The sequence below is a fragment of the Ensifer sp. GW101-20A05 genome, assembly GCF_059424735.1.
The window spans coordinates 635666-655022 of sequence record NZ_JBWKZT010000002.1; the positions used below are offsets into that span (position 1 = coordinate 635666).

Annotated in this window: 13 protein-coding genes; 9 read left to right on the forward strand and 4 right to left on the reverse strand. The window is 62.5% G+C overall.

Annotation, left to right across the window (positions count from 1 at the left end):
• Positions 1 to 3: 3 nt before the first annotated feature.
• From AC070A_RS08055 to AC070A_RS08065, 3 genes are read left to right on the forward strand one after another with little or no spacing between them, the layout of a single operon-like run.
• Positions 4 to 927 (forward strand): ABC transporter permease, encoded by a 924-nt coding sequence (locus AC070A_RS08055; RefSeq protein WP_057255548.1) that lies wholly within the window; start codon positions 4 to 6, stop codon positions 925 to 927.
• On the forward strand, positions 920 to 2539 hold the full coding sequence (locus AC070A_RS08060) for an ABC transporter ATP-binding protein (RefSeq protein WP_057255331.1): 1620 nt from the start codon (positions 920 to 922) through the stop codon (positions 2537 to 2539). Before AC070A_RS08055 ends, AC070A_RS08060 begins: the two co-directional genes overlap by 8 nt.
• Positions 2540 to 2566: 27 nt before the next feature.
• A complete protein-coding gene (locus tag AC070A_RS08065) occupies positions 2567 to 3451 on the forward strand; it encodes a dihydrodipicolinate synthase family protein (protein ID WP_057255332.1) in 885 nt (294 codons plus the stop codon).
• A gap of 48 nt (positions 3452 to 3499) precedes the next feature.
• Here the strand turns inward: AC070A_RS08065 and AC070A_RS08070 are convergent, their stop codons facing one another.
• The 3 genes from AC070A_RS08070 to AC070A_RS08080 all read right to left on the reverse strand — a co-directional run bounded on the left by AC070A_RS08070 (position 3500) and on the right by AC070A_RS08080 (position 8180).
• Positions 3500 to 6547 carry an AsmA family protein gene (locus AC070A_RS08070; RefSeq protein WP_492383804.1) on the reverse strand — a complete coding sequence of 1016 codons (3048 nt, stop codon included), beginning with the start codon at positions 6545 to 6547 and terminating at the stop codon, positions 3500 to 3502.
• 76 nt (positions 6548 to 6623) lie between these two features.
• Positions 6624 to 7571, reverse strand: coding sequence for a DUF817 domain-containing protein (locus tag AC070A_RS08075; protein WP_082616242.1), 948 nt, complete (start codon positions 7569 to 7571; stop codon positions 6624 to 6626).
• A gap of 126 nt (positions 7572 to 7697) precedes the next feature.
• Positions 7698 to 8180, reverse strand: coding sequence for a hypothetical protein (locus AC070A_RS08080; RefSeq protein WP_112996458.1), 483 nt, complete (start codon positions 8178 to 8180; stop codon positions 7698 to 7700).
• 528 nt (positions 8181 to 8708) lie between these two features.
• Here AC070A_RS08080 and AC070A_RS08085 point away from each other — a divergent pair.
• The 4 genes from AC070A_RS08085 to AC070A_RS08100 all read left to right on the forward strand — a co-directional run bounded on the left by AC070A_RS08085 (position 8709) and on the right by AC070A_RS08100 (position 16549).
• Positions 8709 to 10469 carry a hypothetical protein gene (locus AC070A_RS08085; RefSeq protein ID WP_162770874.1) on the forward strand — a complete coding sequence of 587 codons (1761 nt, stop codon included), beginning with the start codon at positions 8709 to 8711 and terminating at the stop codon, positions 10467 to 10469.
• 130 nt (positions 10470 to 10599) lie between these two features.
• Entirely contained in the window at positions 10600 to 12705 is a 2106-nt protein-coding gene (locus AC070A_RS08090; RefSeq protein ID WP_200964217.1) for a type I secretion protein, read from the forward strand.
• A 20-nt stretch (positions 12706 to 12725) separates the two neighbouring features.
• Positions 12726 to 15185 (forward strand): type I secretion system permease/ATPase, encoded by a 2460-nt coding sequence (locus tag AC070A_RS08095; RefSeq protein WP_492383807.1) that lies wholly within the window; start codon positions 12726 to 12728, stop codon positions 15183 to 15185.
• A gap of 23 nt (positions 15186 to 15208) precedes the next feature.
• Entirely contained in the window at positions 15209 to 16549 is a 1341-nt protein-coding gene (locus AC070A_RS08100) for an HlyD family type I secretion periplasmic adaptor subunit (RefSeq protein WP_057255337.1), read from the forward strand.
• A gap of 86 nt (positions 16550 to 16635) precedes the next feature.
• Here AC070A_RS08100 and AC070A_RS08105 read toward each other — a convergent pair whose 3' ends face one another.
• Positions 16636 to 17259, reverse strand: coding sequence for a hypothetical protein (locus AC070A_RS08105; protein ID WP_057255338.1), 624 nt, complete (start codon positions 17257 to 17259; stop codon positions 16636 to 16638).
• A 466-nt stretch (positions 17260 to 17725) separates the two neighbouring features.
• Here AC070A_RS08105 and AC070A_RS08110 point away from each other — a divergent pair, with 466 nt between their 5' ends.
• Both AC070A_RS08110 and AC070A_RS08115 read left to right on the forward strand, forming a co-directional pair.
• Positions 17726 to 18142, forward strand: a complete 417-nt coding sequence (locus tag AC070A_RS08110; protein WP_057255339.1) for a hypothetical protein — start codon at positions 17726 to 17728, stop codon at positions 18140 to 18142.
• A 127-nt stretch (positions 18143 to 18269) separates the two neighbouring features.
• Complete coding sequence (locus AC070A_RS08115) at positions 18270 to 19241, forward strand: aldo/keto reductase (protein ID WP_057255340.1); 972 nt, start codon at positions 18270 to 18272, stop codon at positions 19239 to 19241.
• Positions 19242 to 19357: the final 116 nt, after the last annotated feature.

Sequence of the window (19357 nt, forward strand, 5' to 3'; positions counted from 1 at the left end):
ACCATGACCCTCCAGACTGCCGATACCGTCATTGCCGAAGAACCGCGCTTCGCGATGCGCATGTTCCGCATGCTGCTTGCCGACAAGTTCGCGCTATGCGCTGCGATCTTCCTGATTTTCGTGCTGATCCTGGCGATCGTGGGGCCGAGCTGGCTCGGCGATCTCGCGACCAAGCAGAACCTCAGAGGGCGCAACGCCGTGCCTTTCGACTGGGAGCGCGGATGGGTCTGGTGGATGGGGGCCGATGCTCTCGGGCGACCGTTGCTTGCCCGCATGATCGTTGCCACCCAGAACACGCTGATGGTGGCCGCAGGTGCCGTCGCGCTTTCGGCAACCGTCGGCACCTTCCTCGGCCTTGTCGCCGGCTTTGCCTCGCCGCGCGTCAATCAGGTCATCATGCGGCTCGCGGACGTCATCATGTCCTTCCCGTCGCTGCTGATCGCCGTCATCGTGCTCTATATTCTCGGCTCGTCGATCCTCAACCTGATGCTGGTGCTGGCGATCACGCGCATCCCGGTCTACTTGAGGACGACGCGCGCCGAAGTGCTGGAAATCCGCGAGCGCATGTTCGTGCAGGCGGCGCGCGTGATGGGCGCATCCAGCAAGCGCATCCTCTTCCGCCACATCCTGCCGGTGGTGCTGCCGACACTGACGACGCTTGCCACGCTGGATTTCGCCTATGTGATGCTGGCGGAAAGTGCGCTCTCATTCCTCGGTATCGGCATCCAGCCGCCGGAAATCACCTGGGGGCTGATGATCTCTCAGGGCCGCCAATACCTCACCAACGCTTGGTGGCTTTCCTTCTGGCCCGGGCTTGCGATCATCCTCACCACCATGTCGCTGAACCTCCTGTCGAACTGGCTGCGCATCGCGCTCGATCCGGTGCAGCGCTGGCGCCTCGAAATGAAAGGTCGCAAGAATGGCTGACCATCTCCTGGAAGTCCGCGACCTTTCGGTCGAGTTCCACACCGCAGTCGGCGTGGTGAAGGCGGTCCGCAACATTTCCTACCACCTCGACCGTGGCGAGACCCTAGCGATCCTCGGTGAGAGCGGGTCCGGAAAGTCGGTCTCCTCCTCGGCGATCATGAACCTGATCGACATGCCGCCGGGACGCATCAGCTCCGGAGAAATCCTGCTCGACGGTGCCGACCTGCTGACGATGCCGGCGCATGAAAGGCGCAAGGTCAACGGGCGTCGAATCGCCATGATCTTCCAAGATCCGCTGAGCCACCTCAATCCGGTCTATACGGTCGGCTGGCAGATCCGCGAGGCGCTCACCACCCACGGAACCGATGCTGCCAAGGCTGCGTCTGAGGCGTTGCGACTTCTGACGCGAGTCGGCATCCCCGACCCCGAGCGCTCACTGGACAAGTATCCGCACGAATTCTCGGGCGGCCAGCGTCAGCGCGTCATGATCGCCATGGCGCTAGCGCTCCGCCCGGACCTCCTGATTGCCGATGAGCCCACGACGGCGCTCGACGTCACGGTGCAGGCCGAGGTGCTCGCTTTGCTCGAGGAATTGCAGCAGGAGACCGGAATGGCGGTTCTCATCATCACCCATGATCTCGGTGTCGTCGCCGAGATCGCCGACCGCGTCGTCGTGATGGAGAAAGGCGTCCTGGTCGAGGCCGGCACGGTGAGCGAGGTTTACAAGAACCCGCAGCATCCCTATACGAAAAAGCTCATTGCCGCCGCCCCCGGCAAGGGCGAGATGCACGCACCTGCGGCTCGCGCCGAGCCTGTTCTCTCGGTCCGTGACGTGCGCAAGCGCTACGGCTCCTTCGAGGCGTTGAAGGGCTTGTCCTTCGATCTCATGCCCGGCGAGACCATGGCCGTCGTCGGCGAGAGCGGCTCGGGCAAGTCGACGCTGGCGCGTATCCTGCTGCGCCTCGACGAACCGGATAGCGGTAGTGCCTTGTGGAAGGGCCGCGACCTATTCACCATGTCGCCCGCCGAACTCTATAAGCTGCGCCGCGACCTGCAGATGGTGTTCCAGGACCCTACGCAATCGCTCAATCCGCGCATGACGGTCTATCAGCTCATCTCCGAGGCCTGGGTCATCCATCCGGATATCCTGCCCAAGGCGAAATGGCGCGAGCGCGTGGCTGAACTTCTGGTGCAGGTCGGTCTCGGTCCGGAACACATGGGTCGCTACCCGCATCAGTTCTCCGGCGGCCAGCGCCAACGCATCGCAATCGCCCGCGCACTTGCGCTCGAGCCGCAGCTCATCATCTGCGACGAGGCGGTCTCGGCACTCGACGTCTCGGTTCAGGCCCAGGTGATCGCGTTGCTCGACAGGCTGCGCAAGGAAATGGGCATCGCCTTCATCTTCATCGCCCATGACCTGCCAGTCGTGCGCGACTTTGCCGACCACGTCATGGTCATGCAGAAAGGCAACATCGTCGAGCTCGGCACGGTGCGCGAGGTGTTTGATACGCCGCGGCAAGACTATACGCGCGCGCTACTCGCCGCAGGCCTCGACCCCGATCCCGACGTCCAGGCCGCTCATCGCGCCGCCCGTCTTCAGCGCGCGTCTTGAGACGCGCCCATTCAAAGGAATGCCCGCATGACCAAGCAAGCCTTCGTCGCCCTCGTGACCTGCTTCAACGAGGACGAGACCATCAACTACCAGGCCACGCGCGCCCAGGTCCGCCGCCAGGTGGCGGCGGGCAACAACATCATGTGCGCCGGTACCAATGGGGACTTCACCGCGCTGACCTTCGAGGAGAAGGTGCGCCTGACGGAAGAGGTGGTCGATGAGGTCGGCGGCCGGGTCAAGGTGATTGTCAATGCCGGCATGCCGGCGACCTTCGAGACGGTGAAGCTTGCCCGCGAATTCGACCGTATCGGCGTCGATGGGATCGCTGTCATCACACCGTTCTTCATCGCCTGTACGCAGGATGGCCTTGTCCGCCACTTCTCGACCGTTGCCGACGCCGTGAAGACACCCGTCTACCTCTACGACATCCCGGCCCGCACGCAGAACCACATCGAACCCGACACCGCGCGCACGCTTGCCGGCCACGGCAACATTGCCGGCATCAAGGATTCCGGCGGCGCAAAGGAGACGCTGGAGGCCTATCTGCAGGTTGCTAGGGAGGTCGAAAGTTTCGAGGTCTATTCCGGCCCAGACCACCTCGTGCTTTGGGCACTGCTGAACGGTGCGGCCGGCTGCATTTCGGGCCTCGGCAACGCCATGCCGCATGTGCTTGCCGGCATCCTGAAGGCGTTCAATGCAGGCGAGATCGGCGAAGCCGAAAAGCAGCAGGCGATCTTTACCGCTTTTCGCACCGACCTCTACGCGCTGGGTTTCGCCCCGGCCATGGTCAAGCGCGCGCTCTTCCTGCAGGACGCCTCCGTCGGCGCCAGCCGCCAGCCGGCCCTGCTTCCGAACGCAGAGCAGGACGACCAGATCGCGGAAATCCTCCGCAGATACGAACTTCTGGGGTGATGCCGCGAGTGCCGGCGACCACACGGCAGCCGGATCGGCGATGGAAGGCTATTCACGCGCCGGCTTCTGCAGAAGCTGGTTGAACAGTTTTCCCAGGGTGCCGCTTTCCTCCGCAGGCTGCTCCGTTTCAGCAGCCGGTTGCTGGTCGGGCTGCTGCCCCTCCGGTGCCGGTTGCTCGGTGGCAACGTCCGGCGTCACGGCTTGTTCTTCAGCCGGTGGAGCGGGTGGCGTCTCGCTGCCTTCTGTCGCCTTGCCACCGATGATCTCTTCGATGGAGAGTTGATCGCCTCCGTCTTTCGCTGGCTTGCCGATAGCGCCACCAATGATGTCGCGGATCGATCCGGCCTTTCCTTCGCCGGAGAGCAGCTCGTCGAGCTTCAGCTTCCCGGTCGGCAAGCCCAGCTTCTGCAGCGCCGAGAGTGCGGCGTCCGGGTTCTTCAGCAGGCCTGAGAGATCGGGATAGATGCGCGGGGCAGCAAAGGAACCCTCGATCATCACAGGCACGCCGATGCCTTCGGTCGCGATAGCGGCGCCCTGGCCTTCGAGTGAGGCGACGACGCGTGGATCCAGGCGGAAGTTCAGCTGGTCGTTTGGAAGGTTTGCCTCACCGCTGCCGCTCATACGCACCAGCGGGCCGATGAGTTTGATATCTTCGGTGCGCGCGACGCCGTTTTCGATGGCAAAGGATGCCCCAAGCTCGGTGAAGCCGGTCGCCTTGTTTTCGTTCTGCTTGAAGCCCGACGACATCAGGCCGACAAGGTTGTTGTAGACATCGGCGACGTCGATGCCGCGGATGGCGCCGTCGAAAAAGCGGACATTCGCCGACCCCTGAAGCGCGCGCTTGAGCGCGCCGGCCGTAGCGCCTGCGCCGGTGATGTCGAACTGGGCTTGCAATGCGCCTTCGAGATACTTGAAATTTGCAAGGTCGATCAGCAGCGGGGCGGCCGAAGCGCCGGCGATCGAGGCCTTCAGGGCGATCGAAGCGTCCTCTCCCGTGCCGTCAGCTCTAAGGTTTGCGGCCATCCGCCCGCCATAGAACGGGCTTTCGGGAAGGTCGAGGCTGGCCACACCCTGGGAGATCACCAGGGTGGTTGCTACCGGTCCGGCAAAGACGCGGCCATAGCCGAGCCTCTCCGCGTCGACCTTGATGGATGCATCGATCGTTCGAAGCGACGACAGGTCCAGCGGCGCGTCGGGGGTGGGGCTGCCTGCTTTGCCCTTCGCTTGCGACGGTGCGGGGCGTGCACCGGCAAGCCGCGCGAGGTCGAGTTCGGCGAAATGGAGCGCGCTGGATATCTTGAGGGGCGTGCCCAGCTCTACGGAACCGTTGCCGGTTCCTTCGACCCCGTTGACGGACAAGGTGGCTTTTTGAAACGCAACGCCGGTGGGGCTTGCGTTGACATCGCCCTTGAAGGCGAATTGCTCGACGCTGTCGCCGCCGCCCTGGCCGAACCAGGCAAGAAGCGCGCGCAGATCCGTGGCCGCGAAGTTCACCTTGCCGGCATAGCTGCCCGCGAGCGCCGCCTTGCCGTCAAGGGAGAGTGTCGCTTCTGGCATGCGCAGATCGAGTGTCAGGGGCAGCTCACTCGAACCCGAGAGCAGTTCGCGGACCGGCAGTCGCAAATCGATATCGGCTGCTTTCCCGCGCCAGACCAGGTTGCCGGATAGGAGCACGGGCTTGGTAAGATCGTCGATCTGGACCGCCAGCTTCTTGATCGTCACTTCGCCCATCGATGGGTCGGTGACACCGGGTGCTACGAAGGTGGCGTCGCGCAGGCTCGCAGTGCCGCTCAGGTTGACGGTCTTTCGGAACGCATCTCCGCCGAGCCCGCGGAACGCAAACCCGGTATCCATCGCAAGCGTTCCCGACAGTGAAACCGATTGGCCGGCGAGGCTCGCGAGCTTGGAGATGTCGAGCCCTTTGCTTGCGACGCGTCCCTTGAACGTCGGCTCGCTCTTGCGGACGTCGGCGGTGATTTCGGCCGAAATGCCGCCGGCGTCTATGCCGAGATGTTCAAGCCGGGTCCTGAGCAGCCCATCCTTCAGCGTTGCCGTCAATGCCGCATCGGAGGCGGAAATATCGTTGACGGTAATGGCGCCCACAGTGACGCTGACATCGGCATCGAAGCCGGCGAGTGCCTGCAAGCCGGCCGAGGCCGACTGCCTTTCCGATTGCCCTGCCGGTTGTGACGACCCCGAGGCGCTGGTTCCGACAAACGCGCTGAAATCCAGCTGATCGGCACTGAGGTCGGCCAGGAACCGCGGCCGGTCACCGGGAATGAACAGCGCATCGAGGCTGAGCTCTTCGTCCCCCGCTAGCAGCTTGCCGCCGCGGATCTGGTAGCTGCCGTTGCTGTTGAGCGCCACCTGCCCGCTGGCCTTGAGCTCGGTCAGGCCCGGCGCAAGCAGGGGGTCGGCTTCCACCGAGAGGCTGAGGTCAGCGGGCTTGCGCTCAAGGAGAGGGCGAAGCGGGGAGACGGAGAGAGCGACCTGGTAGCGCCGGTCTTCAAGCCGAGCACCGGCCGAAAGCGAAAGCTCGCCGTCGATGTCAGGGGCCTGGAGTGTAAGGTCGAGATCGCTGACAACGTCAGCTGTCCCGGCGGCGTTCTCTTGTCTCAGCGTGCCCCCGGTGATCGAAATCGTATCGATGGCGCTTCGTTCGAGGAAGGCGACCAGGGCTGCGAGCGGGTCGTTCTGCTTGGCCTCGCCATTGCCGCCCCCGCCGTCTTCCACCGTCGATGCGTTCTCCGGTTTCTGCCGTATCACCACGACCGGCCGGGTGAGCCTGACCTCCTTGACGTGCAGGCGGTTCGACCACAGCGAGGAGAGCGTCACGGAGCCTGCGACTTCGCCAATCTCTGCCGTCACGCCATCGCTTTGCGCATCGAGCGAAACATCCTCGGCCACAACAGCCAGATGGGGGATGACGGAGAGCCGGACGGGACCCTTCAGCGCGATCGAACTGCCCGTCGCGCTCGAGAGCTGACGGCTGAGCTCGGCGCGCATCCAGTCGCTGGAAACAAAGCTCGGCAGGACAATGAGAGAGACGACTGCGAGAACCCCGAGCGCCAGCAGGCCGAGAAAGAAACGCCGCATGTGTCTCTCCGTTGCGATAGCAATTGATTCGGTATCGTTTTCCACGGAGGCGTGTTTTGCAACTCTTGCGGTGTGTTCACCTGGACGCCGCGGGACTTCCCGCATCTGCAGTGATGTCCGTCGTCGTCTGTGCTTCGATGTTCGTAGTCGATACGTTTCCGGCTGCCGGCGCGTAGTTTCGCGGGCGATGGACGAGCGTGACCAGCACGAAAGACAGGATCATCAGCAGGTACCAGGCGCCGAGCTTCTGGAGCGAGACCGGGGTCCAGCCGTTGTGCTGCGAGGGATAGATCCAGGCGCGTGACCAGGTGCCGATGTTCTCGGCAAACCAAATGAACAGGGCGACGAGTAGAAAGCCGAGAAGCAACGGCATGCGGTGCCGAAACCGGAAGACGCGATAGTGCACTGTCGTGCGCAGAAACAGGACCGCCGTGATCGCAAACAGCGCGTAGCGCAGGTCGATGACGAAGTGGTGCGTAAAGAAATTGGCATAGATCGCCAAGGCGAGCAGCATCGTCGCCCAAAGCGGCGGATAGTTGCTGTAGCGCATGTCGAGGATACGGGTCACGCGGGCGAGATAGGAGCCGACGGCGGCATACATGAAGCCCGAGAATAGCGGAACGCCGCCGATGCGGAAGATGCTTGGCTCCGGGTAGATCCAGGACCCGACCGACGTCTTGAAGATCTCCATCACCGTGCCGACGATGTGGAAGATCAGAATGACCTTGGCTTCGGCGACGGTCTCAAGCTTGAAGACGAGCAACGAAATCTGGATGACAAGGGCCGCGACGAAAAGGAAATCATAGCGGGCAAAGCCCATGTCCTCCGGCCAGAACAATTTTGTCGCGAGCATCAGGGCGAGCATGGCGCCGCCGAAAAGGCAGGCGAAGGCCTGCTTGATGCCGAATACCAGGAACTCCGTCAGGCCGCCGAGGAGGCCGGCCGCCGGCAGCCGATCGAGCAGGCGGTGCGCCGCAGCGTCGATACGCGCTTCCCGGCTCGTGAAACGCCTATCGTCCGCCATTCGAGCCATCAGTACCGCCTCCGCTTCGCCGTTGGGGACGCGATGCCGGGACAATGCGGTTGAATTAAGGGTGGACAACAACTGCCGGGTGGGCGGACAGGCAGCCGCCCCTGCGGGTTGCCCGCCTCACCGGGGGAAGGAATAGCGCTCGACGATCGACCAGATTTCCCTGTTGACCACCTGCAACTGCTCGATGACTTCGTTGATCCGCGAAATCTCCGCATCGTTGATCTGCTCGATCTTGCCGTATTTGATCGTGTCCTTGCTGTCGAAGATCGCCATCAGCTGGGTGCTTGCCTGGTCTCCGGTCTCGTCGAAGGAATAGATGCAGTGGCTGTATTTGTTGCGAAGCTTCGCTTGCCGGCCCAGCTGCTGGGTCAGCGCGAGGATTTCCTGCCGTTGGTTCAGAGGTGTCTTGTTTGTTTTGGCCAATCGCTCGACCAGCTCGATCCGAGCCCGCGTCGTGTTCAGCGTCAGGAAGATGATGATCGCGGTTTCCTTGTCCACGCGCGCAAGACCGGCGATCAGATAGATGAGCAGGCTTTCCGTGTTGGTCCAAGTGTAGTTTAGCTGTCCGATCAGGAGAAGGATGTCGTGAAATCTCGCCATGGGCACCTGCCGAGCTTCTGTTCAAGAACAATAGTGTTTCAGAATAGCGCATTCCCGTCGTCAGTACATTCTCCCAATACGGCTATGCGGCGCACGCATTCGGTGCCGTTGAGCTTTGTGCAAGGAATCCGTTTAAAAGCAATTTCTAATAGGTACTACATTGGGCGGACCGGCGGCTAAGTCAATGCTACCCCGGCAAGGCTAGCCCGAAGTGGCAGCTTACAACGCATGTCTGTTTGCGACAGACTTGCCTCCGTAATCGGCGAGCAGGACGTGTTCAGGCCTTTGAGGGCTAGTACTGCAGCGAATTGGAGAATGCCCTTTTCATACCTGAAACCGCTGCTCTCCACCAAGTAGAGGGAGAGGCAGCCCAATATTAAATTGATTGCATATTAGAGCATATAGGCGCGCAAGCGCCTCGGAGGATCCAAACTTTCATCAAATCCAACCGCAGCCCGCCAATGGCCCAAATCCGCGTAAGAGAAGAATGCGGTTCGGCTATGGCGGCCTCAACTTGAGGTGATCGTCATGAGCAAGGACAAGAATATTCTGTTCCCATGGGACCCGAGCCAGGATCAAAGCCAGGACCAGGACCAGGACCAGGGTCAAGGCCAGGGTCAAGGGCAACTGCAAGCTGAGCTCCAGGCCCAGCTCCAAGGCCAGGGACAAGGTCAGGGCCAGGGACAAGGCCAGGATCAGGGTCAAGACCAGGGCCAAGGCCAGGGTCAGGATCAGTCGCAATACAGCGAATCCTACAATGGCAACCTGAACGGTAACGGCAACCTGAACGGCAACGGCAACGGCAACCTGAACGGCAACGGCAACCTGAACGGTAACGGCAACGCCAACCTGAACGGTAACGGCAACCTGAACGCCAACGGCAACCTGAACGCCAACTTCAACGAAAACAAGACCGACGTTGACGTCGACGTCGACAGTAAGACCAAAGTCGACGTGGATGTGGACATCGACCTCGACGGCTACAAGCCGTCGGACGACGACTTCAACGACATCGACCATTCCAAGATCGACGGTATGGCCAGCACGAGCTTCAAGGACATCTTGAATGACTCGCTCAACGGCAACAACAACGTTGCCAATGTCTTCAGCCAAAACGCCATCATGTCGGACGACGACAAGGCTGAAAACATCCACAACAGCGGAACGCTGAACCAGAACGGCAGCGCCTGGGGTGGTATCGCCAAGTCGGGTGACGGCATCCAGTCCGGAGCAGACGGTGGCGAGGGCGGAAGCAAAGCTTATGCCGATGGTGGCGCCGGTGGTGACGGCGGTCACACGGTCGGCGGCTTTGCCGCCGGCGGTAAGGGTGAGGGCGGTGATTCCGACAACGACGGCGACGCAACTGGCGGGCACGGCCTTGGTGGTATTGCAGCCAGCGTTGGCGTCGGCGCCGATGGCACAAGCGGTGACGCGAACGGTGGTGCCGCCACAGGTGGTGCCGGTGGTCAGGGTGCTGCTGGTCTCGGCGTAGGTCTTGGCCTCGGTCTTGGCCTCGGTGTCGGCGCAGCAGGCGGCGGTGATGGTGGCGACAACACAGCCGGCGCCGGCGGTCAGTCTGGCAACGTCCAAAGTGGGGATGGTGACGGCGGTGACGGCGGTGATGCTGGTGACGGCGGCGACGCTGGCGGCTTCATCCTGCCGATTCTGAACTTCGCTGGAGACGGCGGCGACGGCGGCGACGGCGGCGATGGCAACAGTGTTGCACTCGGCAGGACCGGCAGCGCTGACGGTGGCGAATCGGGCGATGCCGGCGACGGCGGCAATGCTTTCGGCGCAGGCCTCGGGGCTGGTGGCGGCTACGGCGCAGGCGTTGGCTACGGCGGTGACGGCGGTGCCGGCGGCGGTGCCAGCGCCAACGGTGGAGCCACGGGTGATGCCTATGGCGGTGACGGAACCGGTGGCGCGGCGGCCGGTGGCCATGGCCTCGGTGGTCTTGCTCTCACGGGCTCGTGGGCCAGTGGCGGTGAAGGCGGTGCTGCCTATGGCGGCGACGCCTGGGGCGGAGACGGTGGTGCCGGCGGCAACGGCGGCTTTGCCACGAATGGCGACGGTGGTGCAGGTGGCAATGCCGGCACTTGGGGCTCCTTCAATGGCGGCGACTCTGTGGTCGAGGGGCTCTCCCAGGCGACGGCAGATGCCGTGATCGACACCAACGCCTTCAACCAGCAGATCGTGCTCGGCGCGAACCTGCAGGGCAACACGATCGACATGACAGTCGTCGGTGGCGACTACCATGCCGACGTAATCGGTCACGACGACAACGCTTGATTGTAAGCGACGCGGCCGGTTGCGATCATTCGCAATCGGCTTCGAACCGGGCTGCGCGGGTCTCCCGCGCAGCCCGTCATGACCCGATGCGCTTAGGGGCACTACCCGCTACCAAAAGGAGGCCCTGACCTTGTATTCCGCAAAAATCACCGAAACCATCGCCCATTTCATAGGTCTCTTCCAACTCTCGATCGAGGACGCCCGCCTACGCGAAGCGCACGAGAAGTTCGACCCCAACCGAGAGATTCACAAGGACCCGAAGGACCTTGAAACCGCCCCGGTCAAAGTGCAGGCGCCGTACGATCTCGACGACTTCAATCCCGACGTTCCCTACCGGCCGCTCGATACGGACATCTATACGCCCGTTCCATACGGCTATGCCGGCTTGCCTTTCCCGCAGTACCCACACTCTGAAGGGACGTACGGTCGTCCGGAAGCCGATGGCGCCGTGCAGAACTCGTCGTTCAAGTCGACCTATTTCAGCACCCCGCACATCAATCCCCCGGGTTCGGTCGTGGTCTACAGTCAGCAGACCGCCGAGCTCTCGGACAACGACTATGTCAACATGGGCGGACACGGCCTGAAATCCGTCCTGCACATCGATAGCAGTGCGGTCATGGCGGAACTCATCGAAGGCTCGCTGCAGATTTCGCCGCTAGGCCTCGAGGATCCCGCAGGCTCTGCCGAAACCGTCGCCAGCCTGGTGACGACCACCGCCGCGACGCTCGATGCCTACTCTGCCGGCGATGAAAGCCAGGTGGGCGGGCTGGCCGCCAGCACATTCGTCGCGAAGGCAGCAACGCTTGAAGGCGTTTATGTCAACGGCGATCTGGTGGAGACCGCGCCCGTTCTCAAGGACCATCTGCCGAACCAGGACGAAACCGAGGAAACGCCGGAACCTGAACTGACGGAGGGCCCGAAGGAGGCGAGTGGTGCCGTTGCGCATGGCGAAGGGGAGGTTGCGATCTCGGCCTCGGTAGAGCTGGAGGCCGGCAGCAATACGCTGGTGAACGAGGTTGTCATCACAAACAATTGGCTGCAGTCGAACGTCCTCGCCGTTGCCGGCGACCATGTTCAGCTCAACGCCATCGTCCAGACCAATGCCTACTACGACAGCGATCTGGTAAGCTCCGCGCTTTGCGGCGGCAGTCTGGCGGCGGACAAGGCGACCGAAGCGCTCAACATCGCGTCATTCAAGCACGTCGCTTCCACGGAAACGACACATAACGAGTCGGGTGTTTTCCCAAAGGCATGGGCGATCACCGAGGTCAAGGGCGACCTGATGATGGTGAACTGGCTCCAGCAGTTCACGTTCATGTCCGACAACGACACCGCTATCCTGGCGGCCTCCGGCTCCAAGCTTTCGATCATCGCCGGCGACAACACCTCCGCCAATCAGGTGTCGCTGCTTGAACTGGGGTTCCGCTACGACCTGATATTCGTCGGCGGAAACGTCTTCGACGCCAACATCATCCACCAGACGAACATCCTGCTCGACAACGATTTTATCGGCGCCGTCGGCGGATTCCAGATGAGTGGAAACGGATCCGTTTCGACCGGCGGAAACCTGTTGTGGAACTATGCCAATATCGTCGAGGCCGGTGGCGCCAGCGCCGTGAACCCGATGTCGGAAGGATATCTCTCGGCCTTGCAAGACCTTGCGGAAGGCAAGGACCCTTCGTCGAAGGACTTCATGCACGACGCCGCATTTGCCGGACTGCTGGGCCTGCGTGTGCTCTATATTTCCGGCGATCTGCTCAGTCTCAACTACATTTCGCAGACCAACATCCTCGGCGACAGCGACCAGGTGACGCTGGCAATGAACGCGCTGACGGCGCTTCCGGATGCGGATTGGACCATCTCGACGGGCTCGAACGCCCTGCTCAACTATGCCGGGATCGTCGATGTCGATACTGGCGGGACGATCTATGCCGGCGGTGACGTCTATTCGGACGAAGTCCTTTTCCAGGCCGAACTGATCAAGGATGAACCCTATCTTGGAAGCGAGGATCCCGACGCGCTCGTCAGTGAAGCGGTGGTATTTCTCGGCGATGACATGTTGGCGCCGGATCCCGGGCCCCAGTCGCCCGATCACGAACCGCCTGGCCACCAGAAAAACGGGCACAAGAACCACGAAGCAAAGGATAACGGACATTCCGACCATGGGTCGGCGCATAACGGGTCGCACTCGATCGATTCGGCAGACGCCGATCCGATGCAAAGCGTATTGGCCTGATCGGGACGCGGGAGGAAGACATGACCGACCGTGGCAACCACTGGCAAGCGTCTACAGAGGGCGGTGGCGTGGCTTCGCCCGGCGCCGCAGAAGGGGGACGGCAACCGGAAAAGCCCGATGCAGAGGCCGTCCGGCGGCAATTGATCCGCCAGCTTGACCAACAGGAATACAGTCTGGATCGCGCTGTAAAGGAGATCGACGGGGTGGCGGACCAACTTCGAAGAGCGGCAGCAAACGGCTCCAACGAAAACGAGAACTGGGCCAATAAGGCAGCAGTCCCGCTTCCGGGACCGGGCGCCAGGGTCGCGAGCGTCACGCCCGCGCCCATCGACATTACCCCCCCGCCGACAAATACCGCATCCGCGACAGCAAAGTCCCCGCCCGCGCCAACGGGCACCGCAGAGGCTGCCAGCTTTACGCCGCGGCCCTGGCCCCCCAGAGCCGAGACCCCTTCCAAGGTCGAGACGCATCCGAAAAACGAGACACCGGCGAAGACGGAGACCCTGTCCGCCTTGCGCGATCGGATGTCGGTGGAACGGCAGCCGTCTCAGGACGAGCAAAAGCCGGAACCGCGTGCCGAGCGGCCGGTTATCTGGCCGACGGCCGAGATGAAGGAGAGGAGCTCGCCGCCCGGCATGGTCGTGATCGATGGCGATCGCGGACCCATCAAGGCCGAGGCGCGATCGCCCGGCAAGGGCGGTGGCTCGTCCAGCGGCAATGGTGGCGGCGGCGGTGGTGGCGTCTTTCATAAACGCCTCGGACCCGTCGATTTTTCCGCGAGCCTCAAGGCTGGCCTCAAGGCGATCCGTCAGAATCTGATGATCGTGATGGTGTTCACAATCGCGACCAACGTGCTCGTTCTGGCGATACCGGTCTATCTGTTCCAGATCTCGGACCGGGTGCTGACCAGCCGGTCGCTCGACACGCTGGTGATGCTGACGGCCCTGATCGTCGGCGCCGTGGTGCTGCAGACGATCTTCGACGGTATTCGCCGCATGATCCTCATGCGGACGGCGGTCGAAGTCGCCGCTCAGCTCGGCGCACCGATCCTGAGCGCGGCCGCGAGGGCATCCCTTCATAGCAATGGGCGCGAGTATCAGACGCTCGGGGATTTGCAGCAGCTGCGCTCCTTCCTGGTTTCGGGCACGCTGCTTTCCTTTCTCGATGCGCCGATCGCCCCTTTCTTCGTGCTGGCGGTGTTCCTCATCCACCCCCATCTCGGCGCGATCGTGCTCACATCGGCCTTTCTGCTTCTGATCATCACGCTGATAAACCAGAAGGCGACCGCGCGAGGCTTCGGTGAAGCCACCAACTACCAGACGAAAGCCAACCTGCATCTCGATTCGATGTCGCGTAATTCGCAGATCATCAATGCGCTGGCGATGATCCCGGAGGCCGTGCAAATCTGGGGCAAGGACATGGCCGGTTCGCTCAAGGCCCAGGTGCTGGCGCAGGACCGCAACATCGCCTTTGCGTCGCTTTCCAAGGCTGTGCGCCTTCTCACCCAGGTGACGATGCTCGGCTGGGGCGCCAATCTCGCGCTCCACGGTCATCTGACCGGCGGTATGGTCATCTGCGCCTCGATCATCGCCGGCCGCGCGCTCGGTCCGATCGAGGCGGCGATCGAAGGTTGGCACCAGGTCATCCAGGCCCGCGCCGCCTATGGACGCATCTCCTCGCTGCTGCAGACGTCGCCGTTGAACTTCGAACGGCTGAAGCTGCCGCGGCCAGAGGGGCGGCTCGATGTCGAACGCCTGCTCTTCGTCCCGCAGGGCACCAAGCGTGTCGTGCTGAACGGCATCACCTTCGCGCTCGAACCGGGCGATTCCCTCGCGGTGATTGGCAGTTCCGGCGCCGGCAAGACGACGCTCGGTAAGATGCTCGTCGGTTCGATCCTGCCGACCTCCGGCAACGTCCGGCTCGACCTGATGGATCTGAGGAACTGGGATCAGCGTCAGTTTGGTGAGAGCATCGGCTATCTGCCGCAGGATGTGCAGCTCTTCCCGGGCACGATCAAGGCCAACATTGCCCGCATGCGCGAGGATGCCACGGACGCGGACATCTATGCCGCCGCCAAGCTCGCTGACGTGCACGACATGATCGCCATGCTGCCGCATGGATATGAGACGGTCGTTGCCGCTGACGGTTCGCCCTTGTCGGGTGGCCAGAAGCAGCGCGTGGCGCTTGCCCGTGCCTTCTTCGGCAATCCGCGCATAGTGGTGCTGGATGAGCCGAATTCCAATCTGGACACGTCGGGCGAGGCGGCGCTGACCCGAGCACTCACGCATGCAAAGCGCGAGAAGATCACCGTCGTCACCATCACCCAGCGGCCCGCCCTTCTCAACAGCGTGGACAAGGTGCTGCTCCTGGTGAACGGCACGGTCGCGCTCTTCGGCCACCGGCAGGACGTCCTCAAGGCGCTCGCTGCCCGTGGGGTGAACACCGAAGGCAACCCGCTCGACCAAACGCAGCTTCCGTAAGCGACCAGGACGGACATAGCTCTATGACGGACATAGCCAAAGTACAGGACCTGACGTGGTACGCGGAGGTTCCGCGCTCGATCTGGCAACACACACTGATCGGCGTCGTGCTGATAGCGATCACATTCGGCGGGTTCGGCTTTTGGGCCGTTACTGCGCCGCTGGCCGCGGCCATCATCGCTCAAGGGAGCTTTGTCGCAACCGGCCAAAACAAGGTGATCCAGCATTTCGAAGGGGGGATCATCAAGGACATCCTGGTCAGCGAGGGCGATCACGTGACTGTCGACCAGCCGTTGGTGCTGCTGGACGAAACGGCGGCGCTCGCCAATGAGCGCCAGTTCTTTCTGCGGCGGGCACGGCTGGAGGCGATCGTCGCCCGCCTCAATGCGCAGACGCACGGTCTGAAAGAGATCGTCTTGCCCGATATCCTGACCCCGCACCTGAAAAATGACCCGGAGATCGGCCCGATCGTGCAAAGCCAGCAACTCAGCTTCCAGACCTGGAGAAGCAAGCTGGAAAGCGATCTCGGCTTGCTGAAACGCAACATCGAGAGCCTGGAATTCCGGTCGCAAGGCTTCTCGGAGCAGCTGAAGTCGGTTCGGGAGCAGCGCCGGCTGCTGCAGGAGGAATATGAAGGCAAGAAGACGCTGCTTGCGAAAGACCTGATCCGCAAGACGGAGATCAAGACCATCCAGCGGGCAATCGCCGACGCAGAAGGTCAGATCGGCAGGCTGATGTCCGAAGTCTCCGAAACGGGCTCCCAGATGCTCAAGCAGGAACAGCAGGTCAACCAGACCGAACAGAGTTACCGCGAGGCGGCGCAGGACGACTTGCAGAAGGCAGAGGCTGAACTGGACACGGTGCGCGAACAGCTGCGCGGGGCCACCAACGTTCTTCGCCGCGCCACGATCAACGCGCCGGTGACCGGTACGGTGATCAGGATGCACTACCACACGTCCGGCGGCGTTATCGAAAGCGGCAAGCCGATCATGGAGATCCTGCCGGCTGACGTGCCGCTGATCATCGAGGCCCAGGTGCTGCGCACCGAGATCGACAACATCAAGGTCGGCGAGAAGGCAACCGTACGGTTGACGGCTCTCAACCAGCGCACGACGCCCGTGCTGAACGGCCAGGTCTTCTATGTATCGGCCGATGCCCTGCCGGTGCAGACTCAGGAGGGGACGCGCGAGGTCTACGTCGCCCGCATCAGCCTGCCGACGAGCGAGCTTGCAAGGGTGCATAACTTTGCCGTGACGCCGGGCATGCCGGCGGAAATCCTGATCCAGACCGCTGAACGGACCTTCTTCGACTATCTTACCAAGCCGATCCGCGACAGCATGGCCCGCGCCTTCATGGAAAACTGACCGAGGCCTTCGCGTTCTGCCTTGCCGACTGCCCGAGATCTGAAATGATCTGGGAGGGAAGGTTACATTGGTTCTCCCGCAAGGCTTCAGTTCGCGGCGAAGCAATAGAAGAGGCCTTCGCCGCCCGTACCCTTGAAAGCTTCGATGGTGCAGCCTCCCCGCGTCGTGTGCGACGAGTTCCAGGATTTGGCTTCGGCGGAATCGTTCGGGCCCGTGCGGTCGCTGTGGCCGACGATCGCCGCGCCGTCGGCGCCGCCCATCGTCCAGTTGCCGCAGGTATCGGGTGCCGCAGTGCCATCCGCCTTCGAGCCGGTCAGGATGTCATGACGGTTGGGTGTGTCGCCACGCCCGTTGATGACCTCGCCTTTTTCATTGAGCGCGGTCTGTTTGGTGAGGTTGTTCTTGTCGCTATGGAGCGAGGCCACGTCGTCGGCGATCTTCTCGCCCTTGGCGTTGTACCATGGCCCCTTGCCGATCCGGTCCTTGGCATTTTCGGCGTCGGTGGACAGATAGGCTTTCCACGTCTTGCCGGTCGAGCCGGCCGCCTTTGCCAGGGTGTCGCAATAGGCGTCTGCGCCCGTAAGCCCGCCAAGATCGCCGCCCTTTCCTGGGTTCACGCTGGTGACGAAGAAACTCATGCTGGTGTCCTGGGCATGGGCCGCTCCGGAGCAGGCCAGGACGAATGCGAGAGCTGCAAGTCCGCTTTTCATTGGTCTCTCTCCCATCAGGTTTCGGGGAAGCCTAATGGTCGCGCTTGGCGGAGTAAAATCGAAATGGCGTGATGAACGAGGGGAAGTGTCCCTCTGAGGCGCGGGGGCCAGGCATCGTGTTGCGCGCCGGACGCATGGCTGGCTTGCGAAATCCCATCTACGATTTCGGCGCGATCGCTGTATATTCAGATCATCGAAGCGATGCACCTCCTCCCGCAAAGCTTCGACAGGTAAACGACTTCTCCTCCTCCCAAAGGTCGTTTGCGAGATCAGCGCCACTCCTCCTCCCAAGGTTGCTGATCGGTTTTCTAAGAGCCTGCCGCTCCTCCCGCGGCGGGCTCTTTTGTTTTCACCGGATGGGACGCCAGCTTGCGCAGCATGGACCTGACGCGACGGCGGATGATGACACGCCCCAACTCTGCGGAACAAAGTGCCGGCTAGATAGTTGAACCTCCGGGAGGTTCCAATGTCGATCCGGCACTTGAAATCCAATGTGGAGCAGAAATCGCCGCGGTGGGCGTTCCACCATGGCGCGGGACGTCTCCGCCGGGCGGAAAGTGACGATACAGGCAGCCGACTGGTCGCTGAAGTGCAGCGTGAGCAGATCGTCGACGCGGGCGACGGCGGCCTGGTAGCGCCGGACCTTGCAGCCACCCCTGTACCCGATCGCAGCCGCCAACCGCCTCCACACGACTACAGCCGTCCCGCGACGAAGATCGGCAAGCTGCTTTCCGCCCAGGCCATGCGCGACGAAGATGGCGCCGGCGGGCCGGTCTGGTTGGCCGTGCTCGGCGATAATACCAGCGAAGCCATGCGACAGTTCATGGGGCTGGTGTTTGCCTTTATCTTCCTGTCGGCAGTCTTCTTCTGGTTTCTTACGTAGCGCGGCAACGAGTGTTGTGTGACTGGAAGTCACCCTATCTCTGCAACGCCGCCACGGTTGACGACCAAAGGCCGAACCCTAGATTACCGGCGACATCCCGCCTCATTCCAACGCCAGCGAGATCATCATGCACTACAGAACCTTCGGCCGTAGCGGCCTTCGCGTATCCGAAATCGGTTATGGTGCCTGGGGCATCGGCAAGAGCCATTGGCGGGGAGCGACCGATGACGAGTCCGCCCGCGCCCTCAATCGCGCCGTCGATCTCGGCCTCAACTTCATCGATACCGCGCTTGGCTACGGCCAGGGCCACAGCGAGAAGCTGATCGGGGCTTTGCTGCGCGAGCGGTCGGAGACGATCCATGTCGCCACCAAGATCCCGCCGAAGAACATGCAATGGCCTGCCCACGCCGGCACGCCGGCCGAGCAGACCTTTCCGGCCGATCATGTGATCGCCTGTACCGAGACGAGCCTGCGCAATCTCGGCGTCGAGACGATCGACGTGCAGCAGTTCCATGTCTGGTCGGATGAGTGGGTCGGTCGCGGCGACTGGCTGGAGGCGGTCGAGCGACTGAAGCGCGACGGCAAGATCCGTTTCTTCGGCGTCTCGATCAACGACTACGAACCGGACAACGCACTGAGGCTGATCGAAAGCGGCGTGGTCGACAGCGTGCAGGTGATCTACAATATCTTCGAACAGGCGCCAGAGGAAAAGCTGCTGCCTGCCTGCCTCGAGCACAATGTCGGCGTCATCGTCCGCGTGGCCCTGGACGAAGGCGGCCTGACCGGCCAGATTCGCGCTGACACCGTCTTCCCCGAGGGCGATTTTCGCGAGACCTATTTCCGCGGCGAGCGCAAGCGCGAGGTCGAGGAACGCACGCAGAAGATCGTCGAAGACCTGGAGATCGCGCCCGACGCGCTTGCCGAAACGGCACTGCGCTTCGTTCTTAGCCACCCAGCCGTATCGACCGTCATTCCCGGCATGCGCTCGGTCCGCAACGTCGAGCGCAACTGCGCTATCGGCGACGGCCTCGGCTTGCCGGACGCTCAACGTGCAAAGCTGAGCGCCCACCACTGGCGGCGCAACTTCTACCGGGATTGAGCGGCCCGGCGGCCTGGCGGTTAAGACACTCCCCCAAGGGATCATTGCCGTCGGGCGACTGCTCTATCGGTGCCCCGGGCGCCCGGATGTGCTATCCATATGGTTGCAGGAGCCCG

Excerpts from the sequence above, each read along its gene's own strand:
- AC070A_RS08075 (WP_082616242.1), bottom strand. The coding sequence starts at position 7,571 with ATGGCGGACGATAGGCGTTTCACGAGCCGGGAAGCGCGTATCGACGCT.
- AC070A_RS08100 (WP_057255337.1), top strand. The coding sequence starts at position 15,209 with ATGACGGACATAGCCAAAGTACAGGACCTGACGTGGTACGCGGAGGTT.
- AC070A_RS08115 (WP_057255340.1), top strand. The coding sequence starts at position 18,270 with ATGCACTACAGAACCTTCGGCCGTAGCGGCCTTCGCGTATCCGAAATC.
- AC070A_RS08060 (WP_057255331.1), top strand. The coding sequence starts at position 920 with ATGGCTGACCATCTCCTGGAAGTCCGCGACCTTTCGGTCGAGTTCCAC.
- AC070A_RS08070 (WP_492383804.1), bottom strand. The coding sequence starts at position 6,547 with ATGCGGCGTTTCTTTCTCGGCCTGCTGGCGCTCGGGGTTCTCGCAGTC.
- AC070A_RS08095 (WP_492383807.1), top strand. The coding sequence starts at position 12,726 with ATGACCGACCGTGGCAACCACTGGCAAGCGTCTACAGAGGGCGGTGGC.
- AC070A_RS08080 (WP_112996458.1), bottom strand. The coding sequence starts at position 8,180 with ATGGCGAGATTTCACGACATCCTTCTCCTGATCGGACAGCTAAACTAC.
- AC070A_RS08105 (WP_057255338.1), bottom strand. The coding sequence starts at position 17,259 with ATGAAAAGCGGACTTGCAGCTCTCGCATTCGTCCTGGCCTGCTCCGGA.
- AC070A_RS08065 (WP_057255332.1), top strand. The coding sequence starts at position 2,567 with ATGACCAAGCAAGCCTTCGTCGCCCTCGTGACCTGCTTCAACGAGGAC.
- AC070A_RS08110 (WP_057255339.1), top strand. The coding sequence starts at position 17,726 with ATGTCGATCCGGCACTTGAAATCCAATGTGGAGCAGAAATCGCCGCGG.
- AC070A_RS08085 (WP_162770874.1), top strand. The coding sequence starts at position 8,709 with ATGAGCAAGGACAAGAATATTCTGTTCCCATGGGACCCGAGCCAGGAT.
- AC070A_RS08055 (WP_057255548.1), top strand. The coding sequence starts at position 4 with ATGACCCTCCAGACTGCCGATACCGTCATTGCCGAAGAACCGCGCTTC.